General features: G+C 56.7%; 17 protein-coding genes and 1 riboswitch. Of the genes, 7 read left to right on the forward strand and 10 right to left on the reverse strand.

Annotated elements, in window-relative coordinates; genetic code table 11:
* Positions 1-77: 77 nt before the first annotated feature.
* Positions 78-341: a hypothetical protein gene (locus ACU4F7_RS14960; protein ID WP_071809263.1), complete on the reverse strand. Its 264-nt coding sequence runs from the start codon at positions 339-341 to the stop codon at positions 78-80.
* 121 nt (positions 342-462) lie between these two features.
* Positions 463-1767 carry a tyrosine-type recombinase/integrase gene (locus ACU4F7_RS14965; protein WP_481637243.1) on the reverse strand — a complete coding sequence of 435 codons (1305 nt, stop codon included), beginning with the start codon at positions 1765-1767 and terminating at the stop codon, positions 463-465.
* 67 nt (positions 1768-1834) lie between these two features.
* A riboswitch (TPP riboswitch) is annotated at positions 1835-1930 on the reverse strand.
* 276 nt (positions 1931-2206) lie between these two features.
* Here ACU4F7_RS14965 and ACU4F7_RS14970 point away from each other — a divergent pair.
* The 3 genes from ACU4F7_RS14970 to ACU4F7_RS14980 all read left to right on the forward strand — a co-directional run bounded on the left by ACU4F7_RS14970 (position 2207) and on the right by ACU4F7_RS14980 (position 3814).
* Complete coding sequence (locus ACU4F7_RS14970) at positions 2207-2533, forward strand: RcnB family protein (protein WP_024556355.1); 327 nt, start codon at positions 2207-2209, stop codon at positions 2531-2533.
* A gap of 169 nt (positions 2534-2702) precedes the next feature.
* Positions 2703-3308 carry a hypothetical protein gene (locus ACU4F7_RS14975; protein WP_029593325.1) on the forward strand — a complete coding sequence of 202 codons (606 nt, stop codon included), beginning with the start codon at positions 2703-2705 and terminating at the stop codon, positions 3306-3308.
* Positions 3305-3814, forward strand: a complete 510-nt coding sequence (locus ACU4F7_RS14980) for a surface-adhesin E family protein (protein WP_481637244.1) — start codon at positions 3305-3307, stop codon at positions 3812-3814. The genes ACU4F7_RS14975 and ACU4F7_RS14980 overlap by 4 nt, the downstream gene beginning before the upstream one ends.
* Positions 3815-3851: 37 nt before the next feature.
* Here ACU4F7_RS14980 and ACU4F7_RS14985 read toward each other — a convergent pair whose 3' ends face one another.
* The 3 genes from ACU4F7_RS14985 to ACU4F7_RS14995 all read right to left on the reverse strand — a co-directional run bounded on the left by ACU4F7_RS14985 (position 3852) and on the right by ACU4F7_RS14995 (position 6796).
* Complete coding sequence (locus ACU4F7_RS14985; RefSeq protein ID WP_024556352.1) at positions 3852-4316, reverse strand: YehS family protein; 465 nt, start codon at positions 4314-4316, stop codon at positions 3852-3854.
* 69 nt (positions 4317-4385) lie between these two features.
* On the reverse strand, positions 4386-5114 hold the full coding sequence (gene btsR / locus ACU4F7_RS14990) for a two-component system response regulator BtsR (protein WP_029593327.1): 729 nt from the start codon (positions 5112-5114) through the stop codon (positions 4386-4388).
* Positions 5111-6796 (reverse strand): sensor histidine kinase, encoded by a 1686-nt coding sequence (locus ACU4F7_RS14995; protein WP_029593328.1) that lies wholly within the window; start codon positions 6794-6796, stop codon positions 5111-5113. Before ACU4F7_RS14995 ends, btsR begins: the two co-directional genes overlap by 4 nt.
* Positions 6797-6909: 113 nt before the next feature.
* On the opposite strand from ACU4F7_RS14995, the gene ACU4F7_RS15000 reads away from it, so the two are divergent.
* Positions 6910-7335, forward strand: coding sequence for a GNAT family N-acetyltransferase (locus ACU4F7_RS15000; RefSeq protein ID WP_481637245.1), 426 nt, complete (start codon positions 6910-6912; stop codon positions 7333-7335).
* Between the two features lie 20 nt (positions 7336-7355).
* On the opposite strand, the gene apbC is transcribed toward ACU4F7_RS15000, so the two are convergent.
* On the reverse strand, positions 7356-8465 hold the full coding sequence (gene apbC / locus ACU4F7_RS15005; protein ID WP_024556348.1) for an iron-sulfur cluster carrier protein ApbC: 1110 nt from the start codon (positions 8463-8465) through the stop codon (positions 7356-7358).
* A 221-nt stretch (positions 8466-8686) separates the two neighbouring features.
* Here apbC and metG point away from each other — a divergent pair, with 221 nt between their 5' ends.
* The 3 genes from metG to ACU4F7_RS15020 all read left to right on the forward strand — a co-directional run bounded on the left by metG (position 8687) and on the right by ACU4F7_RS15020 (position 11775).
* Positions 8687-10720, forward strand: a complete 2034-nt coding sequence (metG, locus tag ACU4F7_RS15010) for a methionine--tRNA ligase (protein WP_029593331.1) — start codon at positions 8687-8689, stop codon at positions 10718-10720.
* Positions 10721-10859: 139 nt separating this feature from the next.
* On the forward strand, positions 10860-11606 hold the full coding sequence (locus ACU4F7_RS15015) for a MerR family transcriptional regulator (protein WP_029593332.1): 747 nt from the start codon (positions 10860-10862) through the stop codon (positions 11604-11606).
* A gap of 73 nt (positions 11607-11679) precedes the next feature.
* The gene (locus ACU4F7_RS15020) at positions 11680-11775 is read left to right on the forward strand and encodes a hypothetical protein (RefSeq protein ID WP_373289696.1); all 96 of its coding nucleotides are present in this window, start codon (positions 11680-11682) and stop codon (positions 11773-11775) included.
* On the opposite strand, the gene ACU4F7_RS15025 is transcribed toward ACU4F7_RS15020, so the two are convergent.
* Genes ACU4F7_RS15025 through osmF form a run of 4 tightly spaced genes read right to left on the reverse strand, consistent with a single transcriptional unit; the run spans position 11753 to position 15505 of the window.
* Positions 11753-12484, reverse strand: a complete 732-nt coding sequence (locus ACU4F7_RS15025) for an ABC transporter permease (protein ID WP_481637246.1) — start codon at positions 12482-12484, stop codon at positions 11753-11755. The genes ACU4F7_RS15020 and ACU4F7_RS15025 overlap by 23 nt on opposite strands.
* A complete protein-coding gene (locus ACU4F7_RS15030; protein WP_481637247.1) occupies positions 12468-13421 on the reverse strand; it encodes an ABC transporter ATP-binding protein in 954 nt (317 codons plus the stop codon). Before ACU4F7_RS15030 ends, ACU4F7_RS15025 begins: the two co-directional genes overlap by 17 nt.
* Positions 13414-14571: an ABC transporter permease gene (locus ACU4F7_RS15035; RefSeq protein WP_481637248.1), complete on the reverse strand. Its 1158-nt coding sequence runs from the start codon at positions 14569-14571 to the stop codon at positions 13414-13416. Before ACU4F7_RS15035 ends, ACU4F7_RS15030 begins: the two co-directional genes overlap by 8 nt.
* Before the next feature lie 22 nt (positions 14572-14593).
* Positions 14594-15505: a glycine betaine ABC transporter substrate-binding protein OsmF gene (gene osmF / locus ACU4F7_RS15040; protein WP_481637249.1), complete on the reverse strand. Its 912-nt coding sequence runs from the start codon at positions 15503-15505 to the stop codon at positions 14594-14596.
* Between the last annotated feature and the right edge of the window lie 108 nt (positions 15506-15613).

Raw genomic sequence — 15613 nt, forward strand, 5'->3', positions numbered from 1 at the left:
TTTATCTACATCGTAAAATCATAAGTCGAAATAGTCTATACACGAACATTAGCCATTCATCAAATGCAGTGACGGTGTTACTTGTTCCAATATGACGATGAGATACCGTCAAGATAGCCTTGAGCATAGGCAGCATGTGGACTCTTGTGCCGAACATTTCCAGCTTGGCTTTCTGGAAGGGAATCTAAATCAATATGAAGGGTTTCATCTCTTCTTTTTCCCGCTTGGTATCCTCTTTCATAAGCACAACCACAGCACTTATGTCTTCCAACTCCCCCTTGATCATCAGGCAGGTGTTCAAAAAAAAACCAGTAACGATGTTCATCTTCACAGTTAGCCATAACCCCTCCTTCCTTCAACAAAGTAAGTATTAAATCTATATGAATACCACCCTGCTATTTTTCAAGACAATTCCTAAAGACATTTTTATCATCATCACAAATAAATATAAATTAATCCGTATTACGCCCAACACAGTCCGTCAATAACGTAACAAACTAAGTTTAGAGGGAATGTGTGCAGATAGCGCTGAGTGATCCCTGCTCCGCTTTTCTCGTGACCGACCACTTGTTGCAAGTGCGCTAAGTTATCAACCCAGCCAGATAAACAGGTTGAAATCATTGTATGCCGGAAACTGTGCACCAATCGCCGTTGTCCATAGTCATCAAGGTAAGGAATACCAAGCTCGTCACGGACATTAGCTAAGACCTTACCTATCTTCGTAATGTTTGTACCTGCCACTTCTGAAAAAATCCGCTCTTTCCACTGGCGATCAACGTATTCCATGAAACCCCATTCGATCAACTTAGGGTGGATCGCTACTTGTCGGGTGGCATTTTCTGTTTTCCCCTGCCCCCCTTCTGGAATCAGGAAATAATACCGCTGACTATCCTCATCATATTTGATTTGTGATTTTTCCAATTTGGCAATTTCACTTCTCCTTGCTCCAGTATACGCCAACAACAATGTAATCCACTTCAGCCAGCCATCCGGCTGCTTAAGTGCCCACTCTATAAACTTCTTCATCTCCGCCGAACTGTATGCACCGAACCTTGCTTTAGATGATGCAGCCACTACACCATCAGTTGGCGACTTAGGAAAAATATCGTTGCTATCGGTGAGAAATGTTTTGAACAAGGATTTGTAGAGCTTGAGATGCTTATGGATAGCCTCAACACCAACCAGATCATCCGGTGGGACATCATCACATGCTATCAATTGCTGAATGGACATTGAGCGATAAGGCTGAACAACGCGCTTAGGGAGATTTTCAACAACTTCCATCACCTGCTTAATATCCTGCTTAGTGATCGCCGTTACATCAGTTTTCTCTCCCAAGACAGCTAACAACACTTCTATGTACCGCTCATTCGCCATTGAGATCGATTTCGTCCAGTTGCGCCCTTTTTCATCTTTGTACATAGCCCACGCATCCGACAGGGTTAGCACTTTTTCCGGTTCGGCTGGCGGCTGAGGTTCCACGAGTTCAGAAGGAACAATCATCTTCTGTTGGGGTAAGAGTGGATTTCTTGCAACCCTGCGTTCTGACGCGATCAAGTCTGACAAAAACTTTTCGAAGATAGGGATTGGAATAGATAAGGATTTTATAAAAGGGATGTGCGGAATGATGCTAATCATCAAAGCAGATGCTTCGCGATAGCTGTCAGTAGAAAGTGATTTTTTATATGACCGCCCATTAGATAAGCGGATCTGAATGTAGTAGTTACCGTACCTCTTGAAGGTGTACGGAAGTGATTTTAACCTCATGGATAAACCCTTTTTGTACCTCAAGTGCATTGCGCACGGACAAAAAGAGAGCCAATCTCATGATAAGTAGGCCGAATTTCGGCCCCCTACGCTGGCATTATCCATATCAGGTGGTACGGGTATTTCTCAGCCTTCACAAAGAAGGGCACCCCGAGTCATTAAAACAGCTTATTGTTCCGGCTTTTGGCCGTGGTGAATCAGGATATTCGCGAAGGCCCGGGAAGTAAAGGCGCGGTCGCGGCTGGCACTCCCGCCGCCAGGATAACTCTCAAAAGGGAGCGACAGCGCAGCGAAGAGCCCGCCGGCCGTGGTAAATATCCCTTTCACTTTTTTATGTCATATTTCTATACACAGAAGCCCTTGCAACGCGTTGGCGTGGCAAGGAAAGATACGCTGTCTTGCGAACCGTGAAACAAGCCCTGTACAACGTGGAGAGTATATGAACAAAACTAAAATGATGATTCTGGGCGCGCTGCTGACCGTAGCGGGAACCACTTTTGCCGCGCAGCCTGCGGCGCCAAAGGGGCTGGACGCCTATGAAGTCAAAGAATTCCATTCCGACTCGCGCAAGTTCGTCATCGGCGACATTGTGCCGGACATGTATCGCACCGAAGAGTACAACATCAAAAAATGGCAGCTTCGCAACCTGCCTGCGCCGGAAGCTGGTAGCCACTGGACCTACATGGGCGGCAACTATGTGCTGATAACCGACGCCGAAGGCAAAATCCTTAAGGCGATGAACGGCGATATTTTTTATCACCACTAACCGGGCCAGTCTGGCTTTACGCGTTTAGCCTCCCCCTCAGGCCGTGCTCATAAAAGCGCGGCCTTATCGTTATCCTCTCCCTTTATTCGCTGCTTCACCTCCCTTTTCCATTAAAGCAAAGCGTTAAAGTGCCGATACGCTTTTAAATGATTAACAGTAAGGATGCTCTATGAAACGCGTGCTCGTTTTCTTTGCGCTGCTGTCTGGCGCTGCCAGCACCGCCGCCGCGAAACCGCTTACCGAAACTTTACTGCGCTGCGACAGCCAGTTTTTTAATGCGCTTTATGCCGAACAGGCGAAATTTACCCATGCCGCCCCGCTCGTAAAAGACAACCAGGGCCACGCCTGGTTTGCCCCGCCCAAAGATAACGCCGGGATAGTCTGGTTCGCCCAGCCAGTCCACCTACAGCAGTTAACGCTTTCGGGCTACTACACGCAGCAGTCCGATCTGGATGAATTTGGCAAATATTTCTTCTGGGGATGGGTTATTGAAGAGTCGCCGCAGGCGGTGATGGCGGCCCTTCCTGCGGCGCACTGGCAATCCGCAGGCGACGATTACATCACCAACGCAATGATCAAACGCCCGGGCGACAGCGCATGGCAGGTAAACAACACGGCGGTAAGCGGCATCGCGCCCGCCAAAGGCAGCGTGGAGAAACTGGCGATGTTGAGCCTGACCAAAGGCAAAACAACCCTGCTGTGTTCGTTGCAGGGAAGCGTTACCGAGGAAATTTTACTGCCGCTACGCCCAGATTTAACAGGAGGCAAAAAATGATTAAACCCCTTTTACTTTGTGGCGCCGTCGCGTTACTGACAGCGTGCGCAGGGACAAGCAAACCGCAGCCGGTCGTGGCAGGCGATCCGCCGCACGGCGTGATTAAGCTGCTGCTTGATGATAAGGGCGGCATGTACGCCGATCTGCGCGCCGTCTCCACCTGGCAGGGTAACGCCCGCCTGCGCCGGTTTTATCTTATCAATAATTACAGCGAGCAAACCGTTCTCAACAAGGACCCACGGCTTGTTATCACCAGCTCACGCGCAAATAACGTGATTAACTGCGATACGCAGGAGCGCACGCTGTTTGAGCGTATCTATTTTTCACAACCGTATGCGCAGGGTGAAGCCATCGCCGCGTCCAGGCAAGACGCCATCGGACAGTGGCATTCTTTTCCTAAAGAGTCGCTTATCGGTATCGTCGCCGAGATGGTTTGCCAGATTGATCCCTCTCGCCTGAAGCCTGAGCCTGCGAAAAGCGAGCCGACGTTGTTGGGCGAGCTGTAAAAATGCAATAAAGCCGCTAAACAGCGGCTTTATCGTCTCAGGCTGGCCGTAGCCGCGCCGCCAGACCGCGCAGGAAGTTACGCAGAAACTGGTCGCCGCACTCACGGTAATTTTTGTGGTCTTCAGCGCGCATCATGGCGGTCACTTCCGGCAGGGAGATACGGAATTTCTGCTCCAGCATGATAGCGACGATATCGTCGGTTTTCAGCGCGAACGCCACGCGCAATTTCTTGAGAATGAGATTGTTATTGGTCTTACGCTCGGCGCGCAGCGCAGGTTTGCTCTCATCTTTGCCGCGGCGGGAGTAAATAAGCCCGTTGAGAAAGGCGTTCAGCACCACGTCCGGGCAGCGCAAAAAGCCGGGCTCTTCCTCTTTTTTGGCAAAGCCGACCATCTGCTCCACCGGCACGACGCTGTCCGCCAGCGCCAGAATAGCGACCATGTCGTTGTTGTTGAGTTTCAGCATGTAGCGCAGGCTACGTATTACATCGTTATTAATCATTGCGGGCGTGTCTCACCGTTTTAGCTTTGCCGGGGGGCGGCAGTATAGCCCCATGACAGCGAAATACTACTACGCCGTTTTTAGCCCCAAAGTCTCTTTGAGCTTTTTCAGGTAACGACGGCTTACCGGCACCGTCTGCCCATGGCGCAGCAGCAGCTCCGCCTGGCCGTTCTCCTCAAGGCGAATCTCTTTCAGGTGCGACATATTCACCAGATACTGGCGATGGCAGCGCAGCAGCGGCGTGCGGCTCTCCAGCGTGCGCAGCGTGAGTTCGGTAAACCCCTCCTGCCCTTCGCTGTTAGTGACAAACACGCCGCTCATCCGGCTGGTGACGAAAGCCACCTCTTCCATTTGTAGCAGGTAAATACGGCTGTGTCCGGTACAGGGAATATATTTTAGCCCCTCTTCGCCAGGGCTTAGCAGCGAAATATCCTGCGTATGACGCTCGCTGCGCAGCCGGTTCAGCGTGCGTGAGAGCCTTTTAGTTTCAATCGGTTTCAGCAGATAATCAAAAGCGTGTTCTTCGAACGCTTGCACCGCGTACTCATCAAACGCCGTTAAAAAGACGATATAAGGGCGCTGGTCCGGGTCAAGCATGCCGACCATCTCCAGCCCTGAAATGCGTGGCATCTGGATATCCAGAAACAGCACGTCCGGGCGCAGGCGATGCACTGCGCCGATAGCCTCCACCGCGTTGGCGCATTCGCCGACGATATCGATATCGCTCTCGTCCTGCAGCAACAGGCGCAGGTTTTCGCGCGCCAGCGGTTCATCATCCACGATCAGCACTTTTATCATGCTGTCTCCTCCAGAGGTAAACGTAGGGTAATACGGGTAAAACAGTCGGTTTTATAATCCACTGAGATGCCGCACTCGTCGCCGAAGCGGGCGCGCAGGCGTTTATCCACAAGGCTCATCCCAAGGCCGCTCTGGCCGGGCGTTGGCTGATAAAGCCCGGCGTTATCTTCTATTTCCACCAGCAAGTGGCCGCCTTCGCAGCGGGCGTTAAGTCTGATTTCTCCTGGTCCGAGCAGTTGCGACGTGCCGTGCTTGATGGCGTTTTCCACGATCGGTTGCAGCGTAAAGGCTGGCAGCCGCACATGGGCGTGTTCCTGCGGCAGGTCGAGCCGCACTTTAAGATGTGACTGAAAGCGCGCCTGTTCAATTTGCAGGTAAGCGTTCACATGCTCGATTTCATCGGCCAGCGTGACGATTTCCGCCGGACGCTTAAGGTTTTTACGAAAGAAGGTCGAAAGATACTGCACCAGCTGGCACGCCTGGTTGCTGTCGCGGCGGATAACCGCCATGAGCGTGTTGAGCGCGTTAAACAGGAAATGCGGGTTCACCTGAGCGTGCAGCAGCTTAATTTCAGACTGCGCCAGCAGCGCGTTTTGCCGCTCATACTGCCCGGCCAGGATCTGCGCGGAAAGCAGCTGCGCGATGCCCTCGCCCAGCGTACGGTTGATAGAACTAAACAGGCGGTTTTTCGCTTCATAAAGCTTGATGGTGCCGATAACCCGGCGGTTTTCGCCGCGCAGCGGAATAACCAGCGTCGAGCCAAGCTTGCAGTTCGGGTGCAGCGAGCAGCGGTACGGCACTTCGTTGCCGTCAGCGTAAACCACCTCGCCGGTTTCCAGCGCGCGCTGCGTCCAGCGCGAAGAGATAGGGTTGCCGGGAAGGTGGTGATCGTCGCCGATACCGGTGAAGGCGAGCAGTTTTTCGCGATCGGTGATAGCCACCGCGCCGATATCCAGCTCCTCATACAGCACCTGCGCCACCTTCATGCTGTTCTCCACGTTAAACCCCTGGCGCAAAATCCCCTCGGTGGAGGCGGCGACCTTCAGGGCGGTGGCGGAAAAAGCGGTAGTGTATTTTTCAAACATGGCGCGCTTGTCGAGCAGGATGCGCATAAAGAGCGCCGCGCCGACGGTGTTAGTGACCATCATCGGCGCGGCGATGTTTTTCACCAGCTCCAGCGCATCGGCCCACGGACGGGCTATCAGCAAAATGATCCCCATCTGCACCAGCTCCGCCACGAAAGTGATGGCGCCTGCCGTCAGCGGCGTAAAGACTTTGTCGCTGCGCCCGCGGCGCACCAGAAAACTGTGTACCAGCCCGCCAAGCAGCCCTTCCACAATGGTGGAGACCATACAGCTTAACGCCGTCATGCCGCCCAAAGAATAACGATGCAGCCCGCCGGTCAGCCCGACCAGACCGCCCACCAGCGGGCCGCCGAGCAGGCCGCCCATCACGGCGCCGATGGCGCGGGTGTTGGCGATGGAATCCTGAATATGCAGGCCGAAATAGGTGCCCATGATGCAGAAAATGGAAAAGGTGACATAGCAGAGCAGCTTGTGCGGCGGGCGGACCGTCACCTGCATCAGGGGAATGAACAGGCGGGTTTTGCTCATCAGCCAGGCGATGACCAGAAAGACGCACATCTGCTGAAGCAGCAACAGCACCAGATTAAACTCGTACATCATCCCACCCCTTCGTTCGAAAGGGCGTAAAATACCCCGCCGCGCTATAACTTTCTATGAAGGTATACAAAAAATTGATGTCATTACGCCTCACTTAAGAAAAAGGAGCGGTTGTGGAGATAAGAACCTGGCAGGAGAGCGACAGACCTTTTTTACGCACGCTTTATCTGCATGCGCGACGTGAAAGCTGGCCCTGGCTTCAGGGGGAGCGCTGGCGGCTTGAGGATTTTGATGCCGAAACGCTGGGAGAGAAAATTTGGGTGGCGCTGGACGAGGGGCGTCGGGTGGGGTTCGCTTCCGTGCTTGAAAGCGACAATTTCCTTCACTGCCTGTTTGTCGACCCGGACGCCCAGAACCGCGGCGTGGGCAGCGCGCTGCTTAAACACGTGCAGCGCCAGTTCAGCGGCACGGGCGCGCTGAAATGCCTCGCGAAAAACGAACGGGCGCTGGCTTTTTACGAACGACACGGCTGGCAGCCGCAGGCGCGGGGAGAGAGCGAACAGGGAGAGTATGTGCTGATGCATTACCGGCTGCCCTGAGGCCAGGGCAGCCGCGAAGATTATACCGCGCGGAAGGCGATATCGCCGGGGATGACTTCACCCTGCCAGTAAAGCTGAGCCGCCACGCGTCCCGCCAGCTGGCGGTAAAGGGTGGTGAACTCGCTGTCCGGACGGGCGATAACGGTCGGCGTGCCGTTATCGAGATCTTCACGCAGCGAAATGTGCAGCGGCAGCTGGCCGAGCAGCTGCGTATGGTAGGTTTCCGCCAGCTTCTGCGCGCCGCCGGTGCCGAAAATCGGCTCGTGGTGGCCGCAGTTGCTGCAAATGTGCATGCTCATGTTCTCGACGACGCCGAGCACCGGCACTTCTACCTTTTCGAACATCACGATGCCTTTTTTGGCGTCGATCAGCGCGATATCCTGCGGCGTTGTCACCACCACCGCGCCGGTGACCGGAATATTCTGCGCAAGCGTCAGCTGAATATCGCCCGTGCCCGGCGGCATATCCAGCACCAGATAGTCGAGATCCGGCCACATGGTTTCCTGGAGCAGCTGCATCAGCGCTTTGCTCGCCATCGGCCCGCGCCACACCATGGCGTTGTCGTCGGTGACCAGATAGCCGATGGAGTTAGTTGCAAGCCCATGCGCCACGATTGGCGCCATGTGCGTGCCGTCCGGCGACGTTGGGCGTTGTCCTTCCGCGCCAAGCATCGTCGGCACGGACGGACCGTAGATATCGGCATCAAGAATGCCGACTTTCGCCCCTTCCGCGATAAGCGCCAGCGCCAGGTTTACGGCGGTGGAGGATTTCCCCACCCCGCCCTTGCCGGAGCTGACGGCGATGATATTTTTCACACCGTTCACGCCCGGCTGGTTTTTCACCCGCTTTAAGGTGGCGATGCTGTGAGAAAGCTTCCAGTCGATAGCTTTCGCGCCGGTCATGCGCAGCAGTTCGGCGCTGCATTGCTCTTTGAGATCTTCAAAAGCGCTGTTCCAGGCGAAGGGCATCTGCAATTCGATGTGGATGGTGTCGTCGAGCCATGCCACATGGTGCAACGCTTTCAGCGCCGTGAGGTTGTGCTTCAAAGTCGGGTGTTGAAAATTGGCCAGCGTCCCGGCAACCATGGCGCGCAGGGCTTCCGGTGAAGTGGTCTGGGATTGCGAACTCATCCCGTCTCCTTTGTTTTAGGCTTGTTCTGGGGTTGTGCTACGAATTTGTTAAGCATACCAAAGAATGCGCCAGGGCCTGGAGAGAAAAAAGTGCCGCTACGCGGATAACATCGCCCGCAAGGCACGCCGCGACGCATTTTCCCCTCGCTTTGCATACCCAACGCGCCCCTTTTCGGGTAACATCGAAAGCCCTTTTTACAACTGAAGATGCAATATTCACTATGGATCAGGTCGCAAAAAAAATTCTGGTAACGTGCGCGCTGCCGTACGCCAACGGCTCCATTCACCTCGGTCATATGCTGGAGCACATCCAGGCTGATGTCTGGGTGCGTTACCAGCGAATGCGCGGCCATCAGGTGAATTTTATCTGCGCGGACGATGCCCACGGCACGCCAATCATGCTCAAAGCCCAGCAGCTTGGCGTTACCCCCGAGCAGATGATTGCCGAAATGAGCCAGGAGCATCAGACCGATTTTGCTGGCTTCAACATCAGTTACGACAACTATCACTCCACCCACAGCGACGAAAACCGCGAGCTGTCGGAGCTCATTTACTCACGCCTGAAGGAGAACGGTTTTATTAAAAACCGCACCATCTCCCAGCTTTACGATCCGGAAAAAGGGATGTTCCTGCCGGACCGTTTCGTAAAAGGTACCTGCCCGCGTTGTAAATCGCCGGATCAGTATGGCGACAACTGCGAAGTGTGCGGCGCAACCTACAGCCCGACCGAGCTTATCGAGCCGAAGTCGGTGGTCTCCGGCGCGACGCCGGTGATGCGTGAATCTGAGCACTTCTTCTTCGACCTGCCCTCCTTTAGCGAAATGCTGCAGGCGTGGACCCGCAGCGGCGCGCTGCAGGAGCAGGTGGCGAACAAAATGCAGGAGTGGTTTGAATCCGGCCTACAGCAGTGGGATATCTCCCGCGACGCGCCGTATTTCGGCTTTGAAATCCCGAACGCGCCGGGCAAATATTTCTACGTCTGGCTGGACGCGCCGATTGGCTACATGGGTTCGTTCAAGAACCTGTGCGACAAGCGCGGCGATACCGAAAGCTTCGATGCCTACTGGAAAAAAGAGTCTGACGCCGAGCTGTATCACTTTATCGGTAAAGATATCGTCTACTTCCACAGCCTGTTCTGGCCGGCGATGCTGGAAGGCAGCGGTTTCCGTAAGCCGACCAACCTGTTTGTTCACGGCTACGTGACGGTGAACGGCGCGAAGATGTCTAAATCGCGCGGCACCTTCATTAAGGCCAGCACCTGGCTGAACCATTTCGACGCCGACAGCCTGCGCTACTACTACGCGGCGAAGCTCTCTTCCCGCATCGACGATATCGACCTGAACCTGGAAGATTTCGTGCAGCGCGTGAATGCCGACATCGTTAACAAAGTGGTGAACCTGGCGTCGCGCAACGCAGGCTTTATCGCCAAACGGTTTGACGGCGAGCTGGCGGCTGAACTGGCCGACCCGGCGCTCTACAAAACCTTTACCGACGCCGCGTCGGTGATTGGCGAGGCGTGGGAGAGCCGCGAGTTTGGTAAGGCTATCCGCGAAATCATGGCGCTTGCCGATCTCGCTAACCGCTATGTCGATGAGCAGGCGCCGTGGGTCGTGGCGAAGCAGGAAGGCCGCGACGCCGACCTGCAGGCTATCTGCTCCATGGGCATTAACCTGTTCCGCGTGCTGATGACCTACCTTAAGCCGGTGCTGCCTTCCCTGAGCGAGCGCGCAGAAGCCTTCCTCAATACCACGCTTGAGTGGAACGCCGTGGCCTCGCCGCTGGTGAGCCATAAAGTAAACAGCTTTAAAGCGCTCTATAACCGTATTGATATGAAGCAGGTGGAAGCCCTGGTGGACGCGTCTAAAGAAGAAGTGAAAGCGGCGGCGGCCCCGGTAACCGGCCCGCTGGCGGACGATCCTATCCAGGAAACCATCAGCTTTGACGATTTCGCCAAAGTGGATCTGCGCGTTGCGCTGATTGAAAACGCCGAGTTTGTGGAAGGCTCCGACAAGCTGCTGCGCCTGACGCTGGATCTTGGCGGCGAGAAGCGCAACGTCTTCTCCGGCATCCGCTCCGCCTACCCGGATCCGCAGGCGCTGATTGGCCGTCTGACGGTGATGGTGGCGAACCTTGCGCCGCGTAAAATGCGCTTCGGCATCTCTGAAGGCATGGTGATGGCCGCAGGCCCCGGCGGGAAAGATATCTTCCTGCTGAGCCCGGACAGCGGCGCGCAACCTGGTCAACAGGTGAAATAAAACCGTCACATTCCTGCCAGCGCCCCCATTCCGGGGGCGCTTTTTTGGCACTTCTTACAAAAAATTAAGCTTTTCTCCTGGTACACAAACAACCGTCTACAGTTAAAGAGGGGTGTCCCGGGCGAAACGAGAAACCAATATGGCGCTTTATACCATCGGTGAAGTGGCGGAACTTTGTGAGGTCAATCCTGTCACCTTACGCGCGTGGCAAAGGCGTTATGGCCTGCTCAAACCGCAGCGAACGGACGGCGGCCACCGGTTATTCAACGACCAGGACATCGACCGCATCCGCGAAATTAAACACTGGATCGATAACGGCGTTCAGGTCAGTAAAGTCAAAGCCTTGCTCAGCAGCGAAACCCAGGACGCCCACGATGACGGCTGGCGCGAGCGCCAGGAAGCGTTGTTGCACCTGCTGCGCGAAGGCAGCCCTGCTCAACTGCGCCACTGGATAAGCGACATCGGGCGCGATTATCCCGCCGATGCGCTGGTCAACCATCTGTTCAACCCGCTTCGCCGCCGCCTGCAGTGCCAGCAAGGCACGCTGCTGGCGCTGCTGAGCCTGCTTGACGGCGCGCTTATTAACTACATCGCCCTGTGCCTTAACTCCTCACGCAAGAAGCCCGGCAAAGACGCGCTGGTGGTGGGATGGAATGTTAACGACGGCACGCGGCTGTGGCTTGCGGCGTGGGTCGCCGCGCAGCAAGGCTGGCGCGTTGATGTATTGGCCAATCCCCTTTCGCAGTTGCGCCCGGAGACCTTTAACGGCAGAACGTTGCTGGTATGGTGCGGCGAAGCGCCGGGCCAGCAGATGCTCGCCCAGCTCGATCGTTGGCGCGAAAAAGGCCATGCGCTGATCCCTTTGCATGAGCTGAGCGCCATTTAAGGGTTCATTAACAGCCCCGCTTCACCTTATAATCATCCGGCTAACAAAGGAGCACAGGATGAAATTAGTCAGAATGAGCCTGGTCACAGGCATGGTCCTCATGGCCATTGGCGGTATCGGCGGCGTAATGCTGGCAGGCTACACAATTATCCTGCATTCCGTGTCATAACCCGCTCCAGCCGGTCAAAGGCGCGGTCGACGATAATCGCCGCCAGCCCTACCAGAATCGCTCCCTGCACCACATAAGCGGTGTTAAAACCGCTTAAGCCCATGATGATTGGCGTGCCAAGCGTATTCGCCCCCACGGTAGAGGCAATGGCGGCAGTGCCGATATTCACAATTGTAGAGGTGCGAATCCCCGCCAGTATCACCGGCGCGGCGAGCGGCAACTCAACCTTAAACAGACGCTGCGCATCGCTCATGCCCACCCCTTTCGCCACCTCTTTGACGCCTTGCGCCACGCTGGCAAGCCCGGCAAGGGTTCCCTGTAACACCGGCAGCAGCCCGTAGAGGATAAGCGCGATGATCGCAGGCTCGCGGCCAAAGCCCATTACCGGCACCGCGATAGCGAGCACCGCCACCGGGGGGAAAGTTTGCCCCGCCGCCGCGATGGTTTCCACCAGCTGGCGGAATTCCGCCCCGGCCGGGCGCGTGACCGCCACGCCAAGCCCCACGCCAAGGAGCGTCGCCGCCAGACTTGAGACGCCCACCAACAGCAGATGCGCCAGCGTCAGCGTGACGAAACTCTCCTGCTGATAGAGCGGACGCGACTGTTCGGGGAACAGCCAGCCAAACAGCGCACCGCTGTGCGGCAACGCGATAAGCAGGGCGATGTAAGCGGCGATAAGCCACACGAGCGGATCACGAAAGCGACGCATCGGCATTCTCCTGCTCGTCTTTCAGCAGATCGCGAAAATGCAGCACGCCCGCGGGTTTGCCCGGCGCGGGTTGCACAGGCAGCTGTTCGCACTGACGTTCGACAAAAACGGACAGCGCCTCGCGCAGGGAGAGGCTTTGCTCAATAGCGTCTCCGGCGCAGACGCCAGGCCTCATCGCGTCGCCCACCGTGCGCAAAGAGAGCAGCCGCACGCCGCGTTCGCTGCGGCCAAAAAAGTCGCTGACGAAGCCGTTGGCGGGGCGCAGTAATATTTCCAGCGGTTTCCCCTGCTGCACCACCTGGCCTTTATCCATCACCACCAGATGTTCCGCCAGCAACAGCGCCTCGTCGATATCATGCGTTACCAGGATGATAGTGCGGCCGAGCAGCCGGTGAATGCGGCGCATCTCCTGCTGCAGCGCGCTGCGGGTGACCGGGTCGAGCGCGCCGAAAGGCTCGTCCATCAGCAAGACTTCCGGGTCCGCCGCCAGCGCCCGCGCCACGCCGACGCGCTGCTGCTGCCCGCCGGAGAGCTCATGGGGCGCGCGATGGCGAAACGCATCCGGCGCCAGGCCCAGCAGGTCGAGCAGTTCATCCACCCGCGCGTTGATGCGCGCCTTCGGCCATTTCAGCAACTGCGGCACGGTGGCGATATTCTGCGCCACCGTCCAGTGGGGAAAGAGGCCGATAGACTGAATGGCGTAGCCCATCCGCCTGCGCAGGCTCTCGGGCGAAAAGCGGCGGATCTCCTCGCCTGCAAAGCGAATGCGCCCTTCATCGTGCTCCACCAGCCGGTTGATCATCTTGAGCGTGGTGGACTTGCCGGACCCGGAGGTGCCGACAAGTACCGAAAACGCGCCTTCGCGAAAGGTGAGCGACAGATCTTTTACCGCAGGCTGGCCCTGAAAATATTTACTGACGTTATCAAACTCAATCATGGTGCTTCGCCTCCAGCCCCGCGATCAGCAGGTTAAATAGCGCATCCACAATAACCGCCAGCGCGATCGTCGGGATCACGCCGAGCAACACTAAATCAAGGGCGCTGCTGAGCAGCCCCTGGAAGACCAGCGCGCCGAAGCCGCCTGCGCCGATAAGCGCCGCCACCACCGCCATGCCGACGGTTTGCACCGCCACCACCTTCAGACCACGCAGCAACACCGGCAGCGCCAGCATCACTTCCACCTGCCAGAACATCTGGCTGCGAGTCATGCCCATGCCGCGCGCGCTTTCGCGCACCGTCTCTGGCACCTGATTCAAGCCCGCCACTACGCTCCTTGCCAGCGGCAGCAGCGCGTAGAGCACCAGCGCAATCAGCGCCGGCGCCATGCCGATGCCGGAAACGCCCAGTTCGCCAAGCCAGGGCAGCGCCCGGGCAAGTCCGGCGAGCGGCGCGATAAGCAGGCCAAACAGCGCGACCGAAGGCACCGTCTGAATCACATTCAGCACGCCGAAGATAGCGGGTCGCAGGCGTGGGTTGCGATAAGCCGCAAGGCCCAGCGGCACGCCGAAAAGCAGCCCCGGGATAAGCGTGCCGAAAAGCAGCGTAAGGTGGCGCGTCAGCGCGTCATTAAAAACATCCTGACGGTTGGCATACTCTTTTAGCAGCGACAGATCGTGAAAGTGACCAGACAACAGCAAGAATGTGGGAAGGATCCAGAGCTGCGCCTGCAGCAACCAGCGCCGCAGCGGCCGCGTCGTCAGCCGGGCAATGGCGTCGCTGCACAGTAAAAGCGTCAGCGCGAGCATCAACCACAGCCCGCTGCCAAATGAGGTGCGCGCCAGCGCGCTGCCCTCCTCTGCAAGCCTTGTCGCCGCCGCGCCGCCGAGAAACAGCAGCAGGATAAAAAGCAATTGCGAGACCCCAAGCGTTGCCGCCAGCGCCGCCCGGCCCGGCGTAAAAGCGAGGACCAAGAGCAGCACCACGGGTATTGCGAGCCCGCCATAAAAGGCGGGAAAAGCCTGCGGCAAACTTAAGGCGGCGCCGGAGACCAGCCGGTTCGGCGCGTAAGAAAGAATGGGCAACAGGGCGGCCGCGGCCAGCAGTAAAGCCAGCAGCAGCGCCACCCGGTTATAGCAGCGTAAAGACAAAAGCCGTTCCTTGTACGTTCGCTTATTTCACGAAGCCTTTCTGTTTCAGGTAATCCGCCGCCACTTTTTTCGCATCCAGCCCTTCTACAGCGATGCTGGCGTTAAGCTTCTGCAGCGTTTTTTCATCCAGCGACGCGAAAACCGGGTCCAGCCACGTCGGCAGTTCCGGATAGGCTTTCAGCACCGCATCGCGCACGACTGGCGCCGGCGCGTAAATAGGCTGAACGCCTTTCGGGTCGGTCAACGTTTGCAGCCCCAGCGCCGCGACCGGGCCATCGGTGCCGTAGGCCATCGCCGCGTTAACGCCGGACGTTTGCTGCGCGGCGGCTTTAATCGTCACCGCCGTGTCGCCGCCAGCGAGCGACAGCAGTTGGTTCTGCTTGAGATCAAACCCGTAGGCTTTTTCAAACGCAGGCAGCGCATCGGTGCGTTCGATAAATTCTGCCGACGCGGCGAGCTTAAAATCGCCGCCCGCTTTCAGGTAGCGGCTTAAATCTTCAAGGGATGTGAGCTTGTTTTTCTTCGCCAGATCGTCGCGCACGGCGATGGTCCAGGTGTTATTGGCGGGCGCTGCGGCAAGCCAGGTCAGCTTATTTTGCTGCTGGTCGAGCTTTTTCACTTTTTCATAGCCCTGCTGCGCGTTCTTCCACGCCGGGTCGTTTTCATCTTTGAAAAAGAAAGCACCGTTGCCGGTGTACTCCGGGTAGATATCCAACTCGCCGGACGTAATAGCGCCACGCACGACAGGCGTCGTGCCAAGCTGGACTTTATTGACGGTTTTGACGCCGTGGCTTTCCAGCACCTGCAAAATGATGTTGCCGAGCAACGCGCCTTCAGTGTCGATTTTAGAGCCGACCTTGACCGGCTCCGCCGCCTGCGCGCCCGCAGCCAGCATCAGCAGTCCTGCCGTGCTCCATTGCTGAAGTGATTTCATGTCGATTCCTCTTTGTTATTGTCTCCCCTGGAGTCGGGGCTTTGCAAAAAGCGTAGTTGAGAATCGCACGGGAAGATATTTTCAGCTCATAATTTGCGGTTTCAGGTT

This window comes from Franconibacter pulveris (assembly GCF_056780215.1).